Origin of the sequence: Xanthomonas sp. PPL134 (assembly GCF_040595915.1) — a bacterium.
GTDB lineage: Bacteria > Pseudomonadota > Gammaproteobacteria > Xanthomonadales > Xanthomonadaceae > Xanthomonas_A > Xanthomonas_A indica.
In genome coordinates, this window is sequence record NZ_JAMDLL010000022.1 from 1 (window position 1) to 16,871 (window position 16,871).

General features: G+C 69.0%; 12 protein-coding genes. 6 read left to right on the forward strand and 6 right to left on the reverse strand.

The window, feature by feature from the left end; genetic code table 11:
* The first annotated feature begins 803 nt into the window (after positions 1-803).
* The gene (locus tag M3U25_RS19990) at positions 804-1,871 is read left to right on the forward strand and encodes an NAD(P)-dependent alcohol dehydrogenase (RefSeq protein WP_355503706.1); all 1,068 of its coding nucleotides are present in this window, start codon (positions 804-806) and stop codon (positions 1,869-1,871) included.
* Positions 1,872-2,603: 732 nt separating this feature from the next.
* On the opposite strand, the gene M3U25_RS19995 is transcribed toward M3U25_RS19990, so the two are convergent.
* On the reverse strand, positions 2,604-4,346 hold the full coding sequence (locus tag M3U25_RS19995) for a M28 family metallopeptidase (RefSeq protein ID WP_355503704.1): 1,743 nt from the start codon (positions 4,344-4,346) through the stop codon (positions 2,604-2,606).
* 87 nt (positions 4,347-4,433) lie between these two features.
* Positions 4,434-5,093, reverse strand: a complete 660-nt coding sequence (locus tag M3U25_RS20000; RefSeq protein WP_242161160.1) for a hypothetical protein — start codon at positions 5,091-5,093, stop codon at positions 4,434-4,436.
* A gap of 187 nt (positions 5,094-5,280) precedes the next feature.
* On the opposite strand from M3U25_RS20000, the gene M3U25_RS20005 reads away from it, so the two are divergent.
* Together M3U25_RS20005 and M3U25_RS20010 are read left to right on the forward strand one after the other, a co-directional pair.
* The gene (locus M3U25_RS20005) at positions 5,281-6,507 is read left to right on the forward strand and encodes a peptidoglycan DD-metalloendopeptidase family protein (RefSeq protein ID WP_355503701.1); all 1,227 of its coding nucleotides are present in this window, start codon (positions 5,281-5,283) and stop codon (positions 6,505-6,507) included.
* A 104-nt stretch (positions 6,508-6,611) separates the two neighbouring features.
* Complete coding sequence (locus M3U25_RS20010; protein ID WP_263392181.1) at positions 6,612-8,096, forward strand: S41 family peptidase; 1,485 nt, start codon at positions 6,612-6,614, stop codon at positions 8,094-8,096.
* 66 nt (positions 8,097-8,162) lie between these two features.
* On the opposite strand, the gene M3U25_RS20015 is transcribed toward M3U25_RS20010, so the two are convergent.
* The 3 genes from M3U25_RS20015 to M3U25_RS20025 are packed head-to-tail and all read right to left on the reverse strand — an operon-like array spanning position 8,163 to position 10,204.
* Positions 8,163-9,149 (reverse strand): D-2-hydroxyacid dehydrogenase family protein, encoded by a 987-nt coding sequence (locus M3U25_RS20015; protein WP_355503699.1) that lies wholly within the window; start codon positions 9,147-9,149, stop codon positions 8,163-8,165.
* A 4-nt stretch (positions 9,150-9,153) separates the two neighbouring features.
* Entirely contained in the window at positions 9,154-9,474 is a 321-nt protein-coding gene (locus M3U25_RS20020; RefSeq protein ID WP_263392184.1) for a DUF1820 family protein, read from the reverse strand.
* Between the two features lie 37 nt (positions 9,475-9,511).
* A complete protein-coding gene (locus M3U25_RS20025; RefSeq protein WP_010340917.1) occupies positions 9,512-10,204 on the reverse strand; it encodes a rhomboid family intramembrane serine protease in 693 nt (230 codons plus the stop codon).
* Between the two features lie 246 nt (positions 10,205-10,450).
* Between M3U25_RS20025 and M3U25_RS20030 the strand changes: the two genes are divergently transcribed.
* Positions 10,451-11,791 (forward strand): outer membrane protein transport protein, encoded by a 1,341-nt coding sequence (locus M3U25_RS20030; protein WP_355503696.1) that lies wholly within the window; start codon positions 10,451-10,453, stop codon positions 11,789-11,791.
* A 140-nt stretch (positions 11,792-11,931) separates the two neighbouring features.
* On the opposite strand, the gene putA is transcribed toward M3U25_RS20030, so the two are convergent.
* On the reverse strand, positions 11,932-15,123 hold the full coding sequence (putA, locus tag M3U25_RS20035) for a bifunctional proline dehydrogenase/L-glutamate gamma-semialdehyde dehydrogenase PutA (protein ID WP_355503709.1): 3,192 nt from the start codon (positions 15,121-15,123) through the stop codon (positions 11,932-11,934).
* Between the two features lie 262 nt (positions 15,124-15,385).
* On the opposite strand from putA, the gene M3U25_RS20040 reads away from it, so the two are divergent.
* Both M3U25_RS20040 and coxB read left to right on the forward strand, forming a co-directional pair.
* Complete coding sequence (locus M3U25_RS20040; RefSeq protein ID WP_267114648.1) at positions 15,386-15,862, forward strand: DUF2244 domain-containing protein; 477 nt, start codon at positions 15,386-15,388, stop codon at positions 15,860-15,862.
* 20 nt (positions 15,863-15,882) lie between these two features.
* Positions 15,883-16,824: a cytochrome c oxidase subunit II gene (coxB, locus tag M3U25_RS20045; protein WP_355503693.1), complete on the forward strand. Its 942-nt coding sequence runs from the start codon at positions 15,883-15,885 to the stop codon at positions 16,822-16,824.
* The last annotated feature ends 47 nt before the right edge of the window (positions 16,825-16,871 follow it).

The window sequence follows — 16,871 nt, forward strand, 5'->3', positions numbered from 1 at the left end:
CGTCCGAAAGGACGGGGATTTTTTATTGCGCGTGAAAAAACAGCGCGACGCGAGCTGGCGTTGGAAGTGCGGCCGAAACCTCGCAATGGCGGATCGGCGAGGCGCTGCGCGTGCCGTACCCTCACCCCAACCCCTCTCCCGCCGGGAGGGGCTCGGTTCCTTCCTTCTCCCCCGGAAGAAGGTGCCCCGATGGGGCGGATGAGGCCAAACCGCTCTACCACCTCCCGCGCCGCTGCGCCGCCCGGTGAGATGCGCTACCGCGCGCGCACCAAACGGATTCCCGAGCGCCAGAAGGCATCCAACGGCTGAGTTGTTGGGCTAGGCGAATGCCGCCGGATGATGGTCGGCCGCCGCAAGTACAGGCAGCGCCGCGCCCTCCGCCGCGTACGGCGTGCCGATCACGCGCCCGGCTTGGCTACTTGCCGTGCTTGTGCGGAAGAATCGCCTCTACACCCAAGGCAACGGGAACATGCGCCTGCGGCTTGGCTGCATGAGGCTCCCGTCGAACCTTGCAAGCGTCGTGCTTCTCACTGATTGCCGCGTGTCTCCTGCGGCGCGCGTTACCGGGTTCGCATGCCATCGGTGAAGTACATCCAGGTTCAGCCGAACACGAGCGTCAGCCCACTACTGGCCACTTCGACAGCGGGTTTGAACGAGCGCATCGCACCGTTCCATGGAGCGATGCGTGCCTTTCATGCCATGGCGCTTAGACTTTTTTTCGATTCCGGCGATCGCGAGGGCATTCGCTGCCTGCTTCACGCATCGCTCTCGGCCCCCTTTCACCCACCACGAGGCCTTCCCCCATGAGCCAAGCCAATGGATACGCCGCTCAGGCATCCGATCAGCCGCTGACCCCCTTCACCTTCGAGCGCCGCGCGCTCGGGGCCAACGATGTCAGCATCGAGATCCTCTACTGTGGCGTCTGCCACTCCGATCTGCACACCGCCCGCAACGAGTGGCACAACACCCAGTACCCGTCGGTCCCGGGCCATGAAATCGTCGGCCGCGTCACCGCGGTGGGCAACCAGGTCGGTGCCTTCAAGGTCGGTGATCTGGCCGGCGTCGGCTGCATGGTCGACAGCTGCCGGCATTGCGCGTCCTGCGCCGATGGCGAAGAGCAGTATTGCGAGAACGGGTTCGTCGGGACGTACAACGGCCCGATGTTCGGTGGCGAGAACACTTATGGCGGCTACTCCGACCATATCGTGGTCGACGAGAAGTACGTGCTGCACATCCGCCACGATGCCGACAAGCTGGCCGCGGTGGCGCCACTGCTGTGCGCCGGCATCACCACCTATTCGCCGCTGAACCACTGGAAGGTAGGTCCTGGCAAGAAGGTCGGCATCGTCGGCCTGGGTGGCCTCGGCCACATGGGCGTGAAGATCGCCCACGCCATGGGCGCGCACGTGGTGCTGTTCACCACGTCCGCTGGCAAGCGCGAGGACGCGCTGCGCCTGGGCGCGAACGAGGTGGTGGTGTCGAAGAACGCCGAGGAGATGGCGGCGCATACCAACAGCTTCGATTTCATTCTCAACACCGTGGCGGCGCCGCACGATCTGGATGCGTTCCTGACCCTGCTCAAGCGCGATGGCACCATGACCCTGGTCGGCGCACCGGCCGAACCGCATCCGTCGCCGACGGTGTTCAACCTGATTATGAAGCGGCGCCAGCTGGCCGGCTCGCTGATCGGCGGCATCCGCGAGACCCAGGAAATGCTGGATTTCTGCGCCAAGCACGGCATCGTGTCCGACATCGAGACGATCGAGATGGCGCAGATCAACGAGGCCTACGAGCGCATGCTCAAGGGCGACGTGAAGTACCGCTTCGTCATCGACATGGCCAGTCTGGCACAAACTAAGCAGGCGGCCTGAGGCAATTGTCCGCGGTAGCGGCCGGTTACCACGGATACATCACGCGTCACCGCGCGACCATGGAAGCCCGGGCAGGCATGCCCGGGCTTTTCTTTTGGAGAGCGTGCCGCTTAGGGTGCCGCAAGGGCAACGGATTCATTGCCTCCAGGCGACGGATCGCGGCATCTGAGGGACGCAGTCACGATGCACCGGATGATCGAGGCGACCGATGCGCAGAGCAGTGCATGGGCGCAGAGCGAGCTACCCGGGTTAGGGACAATGCTCCGTGACGGCAGCGAATCCGGGTTGCTGCGGTCGAAGAAGACCGTGAGAAACGCCAGTTCGAGTCGCGACGCTACGGCAGACCGGCAGACCGGCAGATAGGCATACCGACCGACTGCCTACGGCTGCGCGTTGTACGCCAATGGGGCGCGGACATCCAAGCGACCGGCGCGCGATCCACCGCTGTAGGAGCGGCTTCAGCCGCGACCAGAGTGACGGGAACGCCCGTCGCGGCTGAAGCCGCTCCTACAGGTGCGCTTTCTGTCGTGATTCGAGGCATCTCGAAGAGGCCCCCAGAACATTGCACCCGCAATGCGGCGTTGAACATGATCGGATGGAAGCTGGCACCGCGATGATGGCAACGCATGCCGTCGTGTTCCGCGCGCCCCATGCCGCCCGTCGCATGACCGACGCCCACAAACGACAACGGCGCCGAAGCGCCGTTGCCATGACACCGCAGAACGCAGCCGCCTACTTGGCGGCGGCAGGCGCCGCTGCCGGCAGCGACGTCGGCCGGCCCATCATCTTGTCGCGTGCGGCCTTGAACGGGTTGTCCGGATACCAGTTCGGCCAGCTATCGCCGGCGGCCAGTTCCTTGCCGACCCCGTACACCGCCTGCAGGTCGTCCATCACGCCATCGAGCTTCCAGGTCGCCGGGTCGTACTCGTCGGCCGGCGTGTGGTAGCGCTTGGCGTAGTCCGCCGCGGCATGGCGTCCGGCCTCGATGCCGCCGTCGACCAGGTCCTCGCCGCCGTCGATGTACAGCGCGGGCACGCCGGCCTTGGCGAAGTTGAAGTGATCGGAGCGGAAGTAGAAGCCGCTCTGCGGCGCGTCTTCAGAGTGCAACACGCGGCCTTGCGCGGCGGCGATGGGCTTGAGCAGGTCTTCCAGCTGCGAGCTGCCGAACCCGTTGACCACCAAATCCTTGGCGCGCCCGGCCACCGGCATCGCATCCAGGTTGATGACGCCGGCGATCTTGTTCAGTGGGAAGGTCGGATGCGCCACGTAGTACTTGGAACCGAGCAGTCCCGACTCCTCCAGCGTCACTGCAAGGAACACCACCGAGCGCTCGGGCTTGGGCTGCTGGTGCGCGAACGCCTCGGCGATTTCCAGGATGCCGGCCACGCCGGTGGCGTTGTCGACCGCGCCGTTGTAGATGTTGTCGCCCGATTCGCCCTCGTGCTTGCCCAGGTGATCCCAGTGCGCCATGTACAGCACGGCTTCGTCGGCGCGGCTGCTACCGGGCAGCACGCCGACCACGTTGCGCGAGGTCTTCTCGGCGATGGTGCTCTTCAGGTCCACCGAGAGCTTGGCCTTCAGCGGGACCGGCTTGAAGCCGCGCTTGCTGGCGTCCTTGTAGGCCTGTGCCAGATCCAGGCCGGCGTCGGCGAACAGTTGCTTGGCCGCCTCGGCGGTAAGCCAGCCCTGCACCGGGATGCGCGGCTCCGGATCATCCTTCGCCGGCAGGTCGTACTGCGCGCCGGACCAGGAGTTCTTGACCACGTCCCAGCCGTAGCTGGCGCCGGGCGTGTCATGCACGATCAACGCGGCGGCGGCACCCTTGCGCGCGGCTTCCTCGAACTTGTAGGTCCAGCGCCCGTAGTAGGTCATGCGCTTGCCTTCGAACAGGCTGCCGTCGCCGCTGTGGAAGCCGGGGTCGTTGACGAACATCACCACGGTCTTGCCCTTCCAGTCCTGGCCGGCATAGTCGTTCCACTTCTGCTCCGGCGCGTCCACGCCGTAGCCGACGAAGACCATGTCGCTGCCATCGAGCTTGACCTCGGGCTGGCCGGTGCGCGTGCCCACCACCATGTCGGTACCGAAGGCGAGTTGCCGCGCTGCGCCGTCGTGGGCGATGGTGAGCGTGGTGCCGGGCGCCGCGGTGGTCTCGGTCATCGCCACGTCCTGAAACCAGCTGTCGCCATTGCCCGGTTGCAGGCCGATGCGCTGCATCTGGTCGCGGATGTAGGCCACGGTCTTGTCCTCGCCCGGCATGCCGGGTCCGCGGCCTTCGAAAGCGTCGGAGGACAGCGTCTTGACCAGTTCGGCGAAGTCGGCCGGCGCGATTCCGGTGGAAAACGCATGCGCGGGCGCCGCAGCAGGCGCGGGCGCTGCGGCCGGTGGCGCGGCGTCGGCGGCCGGGGCGGGGGCTTCGCGCTTGCACGCGGTCAGCGCCGCCGCTGCGGCCAGGCACAGCACGAGCTTGCGGGACATGGGGGGCTCCTGGTGGCGAGGGAACCCTGGATTCTATAGGCAAGCCGCGCGCGCCCGGGCGCGCCCGGGCGCGCACGGCAACGCGGCTCAGTTGTTCGGCGCGGTGTCGCCGTCGAAGGGCAACGCGGTGGCACCGGTGATCGGCCCGATCTTGGCGCTGCGGTGCACGTACAGGGTGACTTCGCGCTCGAAGCGCAGCGGGCCGTCGATCACCGCACGCGGGCCGACGATGACCCGCGGCTTGCGCGCCGGCTTGAACGACATGCTGAAGCTGGGCTTGTTGATCGAGATGCCGCCGCCGACATGCGAATCGTGGCCGACGGTGATGTCGCCGTTGACCGTCTCGATGCCCTTGTCCAGTTGCGTGGCGACCAGGCCGATGCTGCCGTTGACGCTCTCGATGCCGCCGTCGACGCGGCCGCCGCGGTCGACGAAGATGCCGCCGTTGACGGTTTCGATGGAACCGGCGACCTGCGCGCGCTCGCCGAGGGTGATGCCGCCGTTGACCGTGGACAGGCCCTTGGTCTGCGCGCCGTCGGCGACCTTGACGCTGCCGTTGACCGTTTCCACGCTGCCCACCTGGGCACCGGACTGGACGTTGATGCTGCCGTTGACGGTTTCCAGATCCCCGTACTGCTTGCCGGCGTCGGCGGTGATGCTGCCGTTGACCTTGCTGATGCCCTCGCTCGCGAACGCCGGGCCGGCCAGGGCCAGGGCCAGCACAATCGCCAGATGCATGCGTTTCATCCCTCACCTCCCGGGCGCCGACGATGCGGCGGCAATCAATCGTGAGGCGATCACAACACGCTTCGCTACAATCCACACCTGCCTGAAGTCACTGGACCCCCGCTTGCCCGCAGCCGCGCCTGTCCCATCGCATTCCGCCGCGCCCCGCGCGGCCGAGCGGCGTGCGCCCGGCGACTGGCGCGGGCCGTTGCGCTGCCTGCTGGCGGCGGCGTGGCTGCTGACCGCCGGGTTGGCCGCGGCGCAGAATCCGCGCGAGGCCGAGAAGCGCCTGGAGAAGGTGCGCGGCGAGCTGAAGAGCGTGGCCGAGGAGCGCCGGCAACTGGAGGGCAAGCGCGGCGACGCCGCACGCCAGTTGCGCGAGGCCGACGAAAAGGTCGCCGCCACCGGCCGCAGCCTGGCGCAGACGCAGCAGGCGCTGCAGCGGCACCAGCAGACCCTGGCCGAGCTCGAACGCAAGCGTGATGGCCTGCGCAGCGGCCTGACGCGCCAGCGCGCCGAACTGGCGCAACTGCTGCGCGCGGCCTACGCCATCGGCGGCAATGCGCCGCTGAAGCTGTTGCTGGCGCAGGACCGCGTGGCCGACGCCAACCGCCTGCTGGCCTATCACCGCTACCTGCAGCGCGAGCGCGCGCAGCGCATTGCCACCTTGACCCACGAGCTGCAGGCGCTGGAACAGGTGCAGCGCGAGGTCGTCGAACAGAAGCAGCAACTGAGCGAGGCCCAGCGCCGCCAGCAGGAACAGGCGCAGGCCCTGCAGCGCGACCGCAAGCAGCGCGCCAGCGTGGTCTCGGAACTGGACCAGCGCTACCAGGACCGCAGCGAACGCGAGAAGGCGCTGGGCCAGGACGCCAAGGCGCTGGAAACCCTGCTCGCCAACCTGCGCGCCGCGGCGGCCCGTGCCGAAGCCGAGCGCCGTGCCGCGGCCAGGCGCGAAGCCGCCGAGCAGGCGGCGCAGGCCAAGGCCGCGGCGAAGGCCGGGCGTGGTGGCGGCAAGGTGCCGCCCAAGGTGGTCGCTTCGGCGCCGCCATTGAAGGTCGGCGGCCTGGGCTGGCCGCTGTCGGGCGACCTGATCGCGCGTTACGGCGGCCGGCTGCCCGACGGGCGCACCAGCAGCGGCGTGCTGATCGCCGCCCCCGCCGGCAGCACCGTCACCGCGGTCGCCGACGGCACCGTGGTGTTCTCCGACTGGATGACCGGCTACGGCATGATCCTGATCGTGGACCACGGCAACGGCTACATGAGCCTGTACGCGCACAACGACACCTTGCTGCGCGACGCCGGCGCCAAGGTCAAGCGCGGCGATGCGGTGGCCAAGGTCGGCAATTCCGGCGGCCAGGGCCGTCCGGCGCTGTACTTCGAACTGCGCCGCAATGGTCAGCCGGTGGACCCATCGTCGTGGCTGCAGCGCCGCTGAGCCACGCCAACGCGGTGCGTTCAACGCGAATTTAGCTCGGCTTCGCGCATAATCCGGACAACCGCGCCGTGCACGGTGCGGGTCTTCCCCAATCGGAGTGCTTCATGCGCGTAGTCCTGTCCGCAGCCCTGTTGCTCGCCCTGGCGCCGCTGCCGTCGATGGCGCAACGCGCCGAGACGCAGACGCCCACGGCCCCGGCGGCTAGCGCCGACGATCCCGATGCCACCGAATCGGCCAGCACCAAGGTGCCGCTGGACGAGATCCGCCGCTACGTCGCGGTCTACAACGCGGTGAAGGAAGCCTACGTCGATCCGGTCGACGACAAGAAGCTGATGCAGTCCGCGATCCGCGGTCTGCTGCTGGACCTGGATCCGCACAGCACCTATTTCAGCAAGGAAGACGCCGAGGCCTTCGACGAGCAGACCAGCGGTGCCTACGACGGCATCGGCGTGGAGTTGCTGCAGTTGCCGGACAACACCCTCAAGGTGGTGTCGCCGATCGACGACACGCCTGCCGCGCGCGCCGGCCTGCGCTCGGGCGACATCATCATCGCCATCGACGGCAAGCCGATCAGCGCGGTCAAGGCGATGGAGCCGCTGCGCGGCGAGTCGGGCAGCAAGGTCGTGCTGACCATCGCCCGCGACAAGGTCGACAAGCCGTTCGACGTGACCCTGACCCGGCAGACCATCCGCGTGGCCAGCGTGCGCAGCCGCATGCTCGAGCCGGGCTACGGCTACATCCGCATCAGCACCTTCCAGGCCGACACCGGCGCCGATTTCCACAAGCAGTTGCAGCAGTTGCAGGCGCAGGCCGGCGGCAAGCTGCGCGGGTTGGTGCTGGACCTGCGCAGCAACCCGGGCGGCCTGCTGACCGCGGCGGTGCAGGTGGCCGACGACGTGCTCGACAAGGGCACCATCGTCAGCACCCGCGGGCGCATCTCGGTCAGCGATTCCAAGTTCGACGCCACCCCCGGCGATCTGCTCAACGGCGCGCCGATGGTGGTGCTGGTGGACGCCGGTTCGGCCAGCGCCTCGGAAGTGCTGGCCGGCGCGCTGCGCGACAACAAGCGCGCGCGCATCGTCGGCAGCCGCACCTTCGGCAAGGGCTCGGTGCAGACCGTGCTGCCGCTGGACAACGGCGACTCGGTCAAGCTGACCACGGCGCGCTACTACACGCCGAGCGGCAAGTCGATCCAGGCCAGCGGCATCGTGCCCGACGTGGTGCTGCACCCGGAGGCGAGCGCGGACGACGCCGACAAGCCGGCGGCGATCGCCGACTACAGCGAAGCGACCCTGCCGGGCCACCTGCATGGCGACGACGAGGGCGCCGAGGGCTACACCGCCGGCGACGTGCTGCCGGGCGATGGCCCGATCGCGCAGGCGCTGGCCGAACTGAAGCAGCCCGGCGCCGTGGCGCGGGCCGCTGCGGCGGCCCCGGCCGGCAAGGCCAAGGCCAAGCCGGCGCACAAGCCGGCGGGCGCGGCGCCGAAGCAGGCTCCGGCGAAGCCGCCGGCAGCGGAACCGGCCAAGCCCGACGCGGCCAAGCCGGCAACCAACACGCCCGAACCGGCCCCGGCGTCCGGTTCCTGAGCCGGTCGCGGCGCGCCGTCGTCTGGCGCGCCGCGCGCGCCCGCTTGTACGAAGGCGGTCCGCCGCTCAGCCGCGGGCGCTCAGCACCTCGGGATTGGCCAGGCGCTGTGGCGTGCCGGCGGCGAAGGCCAGCACGTTGTCGAAGGCCGTGCCGAAATACAGGTCGTAGCTGGCCTGTTCGACGTAGCCCAGGTGCGGCGTCGCCAGTACCCGCGGATGCCGCAGGAGCGGATGCCGCGGATCCAGCACCGGCTCCTGTTCGAACACGTCCAGCGCCGCCTGTCCCGGCCGGCCGGCGTCCAGCGCCGCCAGCAGCGCGCCGGGGGCGAGCAGTTCGGCGCGGCTGGTATTGACCAGCAGCGCATCCGGCTTCATTCGCAACAAATCGTCCAGCCCGATCTGGTGGCGGGTGGCCGCGACCAGGCGGCGATGCAAGCTGAGGACATCGCTCTCGGCGAACAGCGCCTCGCGGCTGGCGGCGACCGCAAAGCCGTCGGCGCGTGCCTGCGCACAACTGTCTTCGCTGCCCCATACCTGCACCTGCATGCCGAAGGCACGCCCATAGGCGGCGACGCGACGGCCGATCTTGCCGTAGCTCCAGATGCCCAGCGTCAGGCCGTCCAGGCTGCGGCCGAGCTGCGCATCGCCTGTGACCTGCCAGTGTCCGGCCAGCAGCGCATCGCGGTAGGCGGGCAAGCGCCGGCTGGCGGCCATCAGCAGCGCCCAGGTCAGTTCCGCCGGCGCCACCGGCGAACCGACACCTTCGGCCACGGCCACACCGCGCGCGGTGCAGGCGGCCAGGTCGATGTGCTCGCCGATCCGGCCGGTCTGGCTGATCAGGCGCAGCGTCGGCAGTTGCGCCAGCAGCGCGGCGTCGATGCGGGTGCGCTCGCGGATCAGCACCAGCGCCTCGGCCTCGGCGGCGTGGCGAACGAAGGTCGCGCGGTCGGGCGCCAACGCGGTCAGCACCTGCACGCTGTGCGCCTGCAGGCGCGCGAAGCAGGGCAGGTGACGCACCGCATCCTGATAGTCGTCGGCGACCAGGATACGCATGCGCTCAGCGCGGCTTGCCGGGCATCGGGAACGGCGTGACCACCTTTTCGCCGGTGGCCGCGTCGCGGATCGTCGATTGACCCTTCTTCTCCACTTCCTCGATGCGCACGATGCTCTGCATCGGCAGGTGCAACGTCTTGGTGGCGCCGAACTCCTCGCGCAGGCGTTCCTCGGTGGGATCGATCACCAGCCCGTCGTGCACGTCGAACACCAGGGTGCCGATCTCGGTGAAGCCCCACAGGTGGCTGCTGCCGACGTGCTGGCAGTACAGCTCGTAGACCTTGCCGTGGTTGAGGAAGGTCACTTTGTACAGGTGCTTGAACATGCCCGCAGTATAAGGCGCGGCCATCCCTGCACGCGGCTCAGAACCCCTTGCGCTTGCGCAGCCGCCGTGCGATCGCCGCGCGCACGTAGAGCCCGTAGACCATGCCGAAGGCGAAGCCGGCCAGGTGCGCCGACCACGCCACCATGCCGAACGCCGGGCCGATGTAGGCGAACACCACCTGCAGCGCCGCCCAGGTGCCGATCAGCAGCGAGGCCGGGGCGCGCACGAATTCCAGGAACAGCCCCAGCGGCAGCACCACGCCGAGCTTGGCCCGCGGGAACAGCGCCAGGTAGGTGCCGATCAGGGCCGAGACCGCACCGCTGGCGCCGATGATCACCCGGTCCGGTGTGCCGATCGCGAACACCGCGGCCAGGTTGGAGATCGCCCCGCCGCCCAGGAACAGCAGCAGGAACCGCCACGGCCCCAGCACGCGCTCGGCCGGCAGGCCGAAGATCAGCAGGAACACCAGGTTGCCGAGCAGGTGCGACCAGTCGGCGTGCAGGAACAGCGCGGTGAACAGGCGCAGCACACTGCCGTCCTGCACCGTGGCCAGCCAGTCGCGCGGGCTGCCGACCCCGGCCGAGAGCGCGCCCCAGTCCAGCCACAGGGTCGCGCGCGCCTCGTCGGGGCGGCTGATCGACCACAGGAAGGCCAGCCACATTGCCGCGAACAGCAGCGGGGTGGCCCAGCGCAACGTGGTGCGCTCGCGGGAGGGGATGGAAACGAACATGCGAGGGAAGGGGGAGCCGAAGACCGCCAGGGACGCCACGATAACGGCTTCATCCGGCTGAACGCACGCCGACTCCACACGAACCTGAACGTATCATGTCGTTATTGTTGAGTTAACGCGGAGGCGTATACTCGCATACGGCGTCGTATGTCGGGAGGGGACTCCGGCGCGCATTCCTGGGCCTTTGCGGCCCGGGCTTGCGCAGGCGCGAACACAGACAATTCGTCTTCCGGAGAAAAACTAGTCATGCAAAACGCAACCCAGTTCGTCCGTTTCACCGCTCTGGCCGTCGGCATCGTCGGCGCGCTGGCCATGGGCCAGGCGCACGGCGCCGCGTTCCAGCTCAAGGAGAACAGCGCCAAGGGCCTGGGCCGCGCCTTTGCCGGCTCCGGTAGCGCCCCGGGCGACGCCTCCATCATCGCCACCAACCCGGCCGGCATGCGCCAGCTCGACGGCAAGGTGTTCCAGGCCGACGTCAGCGCCATCCAGTTCTCGGCCAAGTACCAGGGCGACGGCGGCACCTACGCCACCGGCGCGCCGATCTCCGGCGGCCGCGGCGGCGACGCCGGCATGATCGCGCCGGTCCCGGCGGTGTACTTCCACATGCCGTTCGGCGAAAACAACAACATGCACTTCGGCACCTCGCTGACCGTGCCGTTCGGCTTCAAGACCGAATACGACCGCGACTGGGTCGGCCGCTACAACGGCGTGAAGACCGAACTGCAGGCGATCGACCTGAACTTCGCCTTCTCCTACGACGTCAACCCGTACGTGTCGTTCGGCGCGTCGGTGTTCGCCGAGCGCCTGGACATCGACCTGAGCAACGCCATCGACTTCGGCACCATCCTGGCCTCGCGTCGCGTGCCGGGCTTCGCACCGGGCAGCGCCGATGGTTTCTCGCGCATCAAGGGCGACAACACCGAGGTCGGCTTCACCCTGGGCGGCCTGTTCAGCATCGACGAGCACACCCACATCGGCTTCAGCTACCGCTCGCAGGTCGAGCACAAGATCACCGACGGCGACGCCGACTTCACCGTGCCGGGCAATGCCGCCACCGTGCTGGCCATCGCCGCGCCGGGTACCTTCGTCGACACCAAGGGCCGCGCCACGGTCAAGCTGCCGGCCAGCGCCACCGCCAGCTTCACCCACGACATCAACGAGCAGTGGACGGTGATGGCCGACGTCACCCGCACCGCCTGGAGCAAGTTCGACAAGGTCACCGTCGACTTCGCCTCCAACCAGCCCGACAGCGTGCTGGACTTCTCGTACCGCGACACCACCTTCGTCTCGCTGGGTGCCGACTACCGCATGAGCGACACGCTGACCCTGCGTGGCGGCGTGGCCTACGACCAGACCCCGACCACCGACCAGCACCGCGACGTGCGCGTGCCGGACGCGAGCCGCAAGTGGGTCTCGCTGGGTCTGACCTGGAAGCCGTCCGAGCAGGCCGAGTACAGCTTCGGCTACACCCACCTGTTCACCAGCGATCCGAGCATCGCCACCACCAGCGCCACCGGCAACACCCTGGTCGGCGACTACGACGTGAGCGGCAACGTGCTGGCGGCTTCGGTCAACTACAAGTTCTGATCGCAGGCGCTTCACGGCTCACGAAAAAGCCCCGCTTCGGCGGGGCTTTTTTGTGCCTGTCGGCGGCGTGCGGTGCGCACCGCGGCAGGCCGAGCGGTCGGCGCAGGTTCCGGGTGGAACGCTGCGCCGAGGTGGGCCGGTCAGTCGCCCAGGGTCAGCAGCGAGGCGTTGCCGCCGGCGGCGGTGGTGTTGACCGTCACCACCTTTTCGGTGGCGAAGCGCAGCAGGTAGTGCGGGCCGCCGGCCTTGGGGCCGGTGCCGGACAGGCCCTGGCCGCCGAACGGCTGCACGCCGACCACCGCGCCGATCTGGTTGCGGTTGACGTAGACGTTGCCCACCGCCACGCGCGAGGCGATGCGCTCGATGGTCTGGTCGATGCGCGAATGCACGCCCAGGGTCAGGCCGTAGCCGGTGGCGTTGATCTGGTCGATCACCGCATCGAGCTGGTCGGCCTTCCAGCGGATCACGTGCAGTACCGGGCCGAAGATCTCGCGCTGCAACTGCGCCAGCGACTGCAGCTCGTAGGCGCGCGGGGCGAAGAAGCTGCCGTGCGCGGTGGTGGCGTCGGTGGCGGCGACGGCGATGGCGCGCGCTTCGCGGTCCATGCGTGCGGCGTGATCGGTGAGGATCTGCAGCGCGTCGGCATCGATCACCGGGCCGACGTCGGTGGACAGCAGGCCCGGGTCGCCGACCTTCAGTTCGGCCATGGCGCCGGCCAGCATGGTCATCACCTTGTCGGCGATGTCGTCCTGCACGAACAGCACGCGCGCGGCCGAGCAGCGCTGGCCGGCGGAGATGAAGGCGCTGGAGATCGCGTCCTTGACCACCGCCTCGGGCAGCGACGAGGAATCGGCGATGAAGGCATTCTGGCCGCCGGTCTCGGCGATCAGCACGCCGATGGCGGCATCGCGCGCGGCCAGCGCGCGGTTGATCGCGCGGGCGGTCTCGGTGGAGCCGGTGAAGGCGACGCCGGCCACGCGCGCGTCGCGGGTCAGCGCGGCGCCGACGGTGGCGCCGTCGCCGGGCAGGAACTGCACCACCGCCTCCGGCACGCCGGCTTCGTGCAGCAGCTTCACCGCGGCATGGCCGACCAGGTTGGTCTGCTCGGCCGGCTTGGCGATGACGCTGTTGCCGGCGGCCAGCGCCGCGGCGACCTGGCCGAGGAAGATGGCCAGCGGGAAATTCCACGGGCTGATGCACACGAACACGCCGCGGCCGTGCAGCTGCAGTTCGTTGGATTCGCCGGTCGGCCCGGGCAGGCGCTCGGGCGCACCGAACTGCGCGCGCGCCTGGCCGGCGTAGTAGCGCAGGAAGTCCACCGCCTCGCGCACTTCGGCCACGCCGTCGGGCAGGGTCTTGCCGGCTTCCTTGACGCACAGCGCCATGAACTCGGGCATGCGCGCTTCCAGCAGGTCGGCGGCGTGTTCGAGGATGGTGGCGCGGCTGGCGGCCGGCGTGCGGTTCCAGGCCGGATAGGCGGCTGCGGCATTGCTGAGCGCCTTCTCCACGGTGGCGGCATCGGCCGGCTTCCAGTGGCCGACGACCTGGCGGCGGTCGGCCGGGTTGGCGACCGGCAGCGCATCGCCGGCGATCACCGCGCCGGGCACCAGCGGCGCGGCGTGCCAGGGCTTGAGCGCGGTGTTGAGCTGGTCGGCCAGCGCGCGCAGATCGTTGTCGTTGGCGAGGTTGGCGCCCATGGAGTTCTTCCTGTTGTGGTTCTGGCTGCGCAGCAGATCGACCGGCAGCGGAATCTTCGGATGCGGGATGGAGGCGAATGCGGACACGGCCTCGACCGGGTCGCGGATCAGGTCTTCGATGGCCACGTCTTCGTCGGTGATGCGGTTGACGAAGCTGGAGTTGGCGCCGTTCTCCAGCAGGCGCCGCACCAGGTACGGCAGCAGGTCCTCGTGCGAGCCCACCGGCGCGTATACGCGGCAGGGCACGCCGAGGCGGTCGGCGGGGATCACTTCGGCATAGAGGTCGTCGCCCATGCCGTGCAGCTTCTGGTGCTCGTAGTCGCGGCCGCCGGCGATGGCGCGCACCGCGGCGATGGTCTGCGCGTTGTGGGTGGCGAACATCGGATACAGCGCGTCGCTGTGCGCGAACAGGCGCTTGGCGCAGGCCAGGTAGGACACGTCGGTGTTCTGCTTGCGGGTGAACACCGGATAGCCCGGGTGACCCTCGACCTGCGCGCGCTTGATCTCCGCGTCCCAGTACGCGCCCTTGACCAGGCGCACCGGGATGCGGCGGCCGACGCGGCGCGCCAGGTCGGCGAGGAAATCGATCGTGTACGGGGTGCGCTTCTGGTACGCCTGCACCGCCAGGCCGTAGCCCTCCCAGCCGTCCAGCGAGGGATCGGAGAAGGTGGCCTCGATGATGTCTAGCGACAGTTCCAGGCGGTCGGCTTCTTCGGCATCGACCGTGTAGCCGATGCCGTAGGACTTGGCCAGCTGCGCCAGTTCCAGCACGCCCGGCACCAGTTCGGCCATCACCCGCGCGCGCTTGGCGTGCTCGTAGCGCGGGTACAGCGCCGAGAGCTTGATCGAGATGCTGGGCGCGGCGAACACCGCGTCCTTGCCGCCCTGCTGGCGCTGCGCGGCGAAATGCTTGCCGATGGCGTGGATCGCCTGGCGGTAGGCATCGAGGTAGCGCTGCGCGTCCTTCATGGTCAGCGCGCCTTCGCCGAGCATGTCGAACGAATAGCGGTAGTGGGCGTTGTCGCCCTTCTTCGAGCGGGTCAGCGCCTCGCCGATGGTTCGGCCCATCACGAACTGGTGGCCCATGATCTTCATCGCCTGGCGCACCGCCAGGCGGATCACCGGCTCGCCGACGCGGCCGATCAGGCGCTTGAACGCGCCGGACACGTCGGCGCGGGTGAGATCGTTGATCTGCACCAGCTTGCCGGTGAGCATCAGGCCCCAGGTCGAGGCATTGACGAGAATCGAGTCGCTCTCGCCCATGTGCTTCTTCCAGTCCGCATCGCCGAGCTTGTCGCGGATCAGCTTGTCGGCGGTGTCCTGGTCGGGGATGCGCAGCAGCGCTTCGGCCACGCACATCAGCAGCACGCCCTCCTCGCTGCCGAGGTCGTACTGGCGCATGAAAGCTTCGATCGCGCCCTGGTCCTGGGCGCGGGCGCGCACCCGGGTGACCAGGTCGGCGGCCAGCGCCTGCACCTTGGCCTGGTCGGCCGCGGGCAGACGCGCCTGCTCGAGCAGTTCGCGCACGTGTTCGGCCTCGTCCTTGAGCCAGGCGGCGGTGATCGCCGCGCGCAGGGCCTGCGGCGCGGGCGGGAGTTCGGGGGACAGCAAGGGCGAAGGAGACGCGGACGGCATCGCCGGAACAGAGCCGGCGCCAGGCAGAGCGTTCATGCGGGAAAGGCCAGGGACAGAGCCCACCATTTTATGTCAGCGCCTGCACGCGCAGGGCGTCGCCGGCATCGTCGCGATGCCGGCGGCAGCGTCCAGGCTGAACGCGAATCTGGTTGCGCTGCAGCATTTTTTGTGGTGAACGCGCGCTTGCCGCCGCGCAGGCCCGGGGCTACCATCCAGGCGTGCTCGCGGCTCGGGCGCGAGCGGTTCGGAAGCGCGGTTCGACATGATCGAAATGTTTCCGTTTTCTCCGGAGGGGGCGGGCACGCAGCTGCGGCTGCGACCGCCGCGGGCGTTGAACGCCCGGCAATTCGTTCTGTTGTTCGTCGCACTGGCCGGGGCGATGTGGGCCGTGGCTGGGCTGGGGTGGCTCGCCGGCAACGTGTTCGCGCCTGCGTTCGCTCTGTTGCACAGCATCGTGGTGGCGCTCGCGCTGCATTGGTCATGGCGCGGCGGCGAGCGCGAAGAGGATATCCGGGTGGGTCCGGCCTGCGTGGAAGTGACCCGTCCGAATGCAGGAACGCCGGCGTTCCGTGCCCATCCGCATTGGGTGCGGTTGCGGATCGAAGGCGACGACAGGGTGGTGCTGGCATCCAGCGGCAAGCAGGTCCGGGTCGGCGAGTTCCTCGGCCCCGACGAACGCCGGCAACTGGCGCAGACCCTGGAAGGCTTGCTCGCGGCCGTGACCGGCCGCAACCGATGACGCTCCAAGGGGTCTAGGCAATGAAGCAACGCGGCGGGTGGGTGCAACAGGCGGTCAGGGGCGGGATGGCGTTGGCGGCGGCGATGGCCGCACCGCTGGCGTGGGCGCAGTCGGCCGATCCCAAGCCGTGGCAGCTCAACATGGGCAGGGGCGTCACCCAGAGCGCGCGCAACGCCTACGACGCGCACATGGTCGCGTTGTGGGTCTGCGTGGTCATCGGCGTGCTGGTGTTCGGCGCGATGGCCTATGCGATCTTCAAGTTCCGCAAGTCCAAGGGCGCGGTGCCGGCGCAGTTCAGCCACAACACCAAGGCCGAGATCGTGTGGACGGTGATCCCGGTGCTGATCCTGATCGTGATGGCGTGGCCGGCCACGGCCAAGCTGATCGCGATGTACGACACCCGCGATGCCGAGATGACGGTGAAGGTCACCGGCTACCAGTGGATGTGGCGCTACGAATACCTGGGCGAGAACGTGGCGTTCACCAGCCGCCTGGCGCGCAGTTCCGACCGCCTGCGGCAGAGCGGCGCGGTGCCCACGGTCGAGCACGACCCGCACTATCTGTTGGACGTGGACAACCGGCTGGTGCTGCCGGTGAACACCAAGGTGCGCTTCGTCATCACCGCCGACGACGTCATCCACGCCTGGTGGGTGCCGGCGCTGGGCTGGAAGCAGGACGCCATCCCCGGGATCATCAACGAGGCCTGGACCAGCATCGACACCCCCGGGGTGTACCGCGGCCAGTGCGCCGAGCTGTGCGGCAAGGATCATGGCTTCATGCCGATCGTGGTCGAGGCGGTGAGCAAGCAGGACTTCCAGAAGTGGCTGGCATCGCGCAAGCCGGCGCCCGCCGCTGCGCCTGCGCCGGCTGCTACGCCGACGGCGGCTCCGGCGGCCGCGCCGGCCACGGCCGTACCCGCTGCCGCGCCCGCCGATGCCCAGGCGCCGGCGGCGCCGCCGTAGGCGCGGCTGTCGCGTCCTCGTTCCGACTCGCACCTGATCGTGCAAGC

Coding starts and splice junctions, on each gene's coding strand:
- M3U25_RS19990 (WP_355503706.1), top strand. CDS start 804: ATGAGCCAAGCCAATGGATACGCCGCTCAGGCATCCGATCAGCCGCTG.
- M3U25_RS19995 (WP_355503704.1), bottom strand. CDS start 4,346: ATGTCCCGCAAGCTCGTGCTGTGCCTGGCCGCAGCGGCGGCGCTGACC.
- M3U25_RS20000 (WP_242161160.1), bottom strand. CDS start 5,093: ATGAAACGCATGCATCTGGCGATTGTGCTGGCCCTGGCCCTGGCCGGC.
- M3U25_RS20010 (WP_263392181.1), top strand. CDS start 6,612: ATGCGCGTAGTCCTGTCCGCAGCCCTGTTGCTCGCCCTGGCGCCGCTG.
- M3U25_RS20015 (WP_355503699.1), bottom strand. CDS start 9,149: ATGCGTATCCTGGTCGCCGACGACTATCAGGATGCGGTGCGTCACCTG.
- M3U25_RS20020 (WP_263392184.1), bottom strand. CDS start 9,474: ATGTTCAAGCACCTGTACAAAGTGACCTTCCTCAACCACGGCAAGGTC.
- M3U25_RS20025 (WP_010340917.1), bottom strand. CDS start 10,204: ATGTTCGTTTCCATCCCCTCCCGCGAGCGCACCACGTTGCGCTGGGCC.
- M3U25_RS20030 (WP_355503696.1), top strand. CDS start 10,451: ATGCAAAACGCAACCCAGTTCGTCCGTTTCACCGCTCTGGCCGTCGGC.
- putA (WP_355503709.1), bottom strand. CDS start 15,123: ATGCCGTCCGCGTCTCCTTCGCCCTTGCTGTCCCCCGAACTCCCGCCC.
- M3U25_RS20040 (WP_267114648.1), top strand. CDS start 15,386: ATGATCGAAATGTTTCCGTTTTCTCCGGAGGGGGCGGGCACGCAGCTG.
- coxB (WP_355503693.1), top strand. CDS start 15,883: ATGAAGCAACGCGGCGGGTGGGTGCAACAGGCGGTCAGGGGCGGGATG.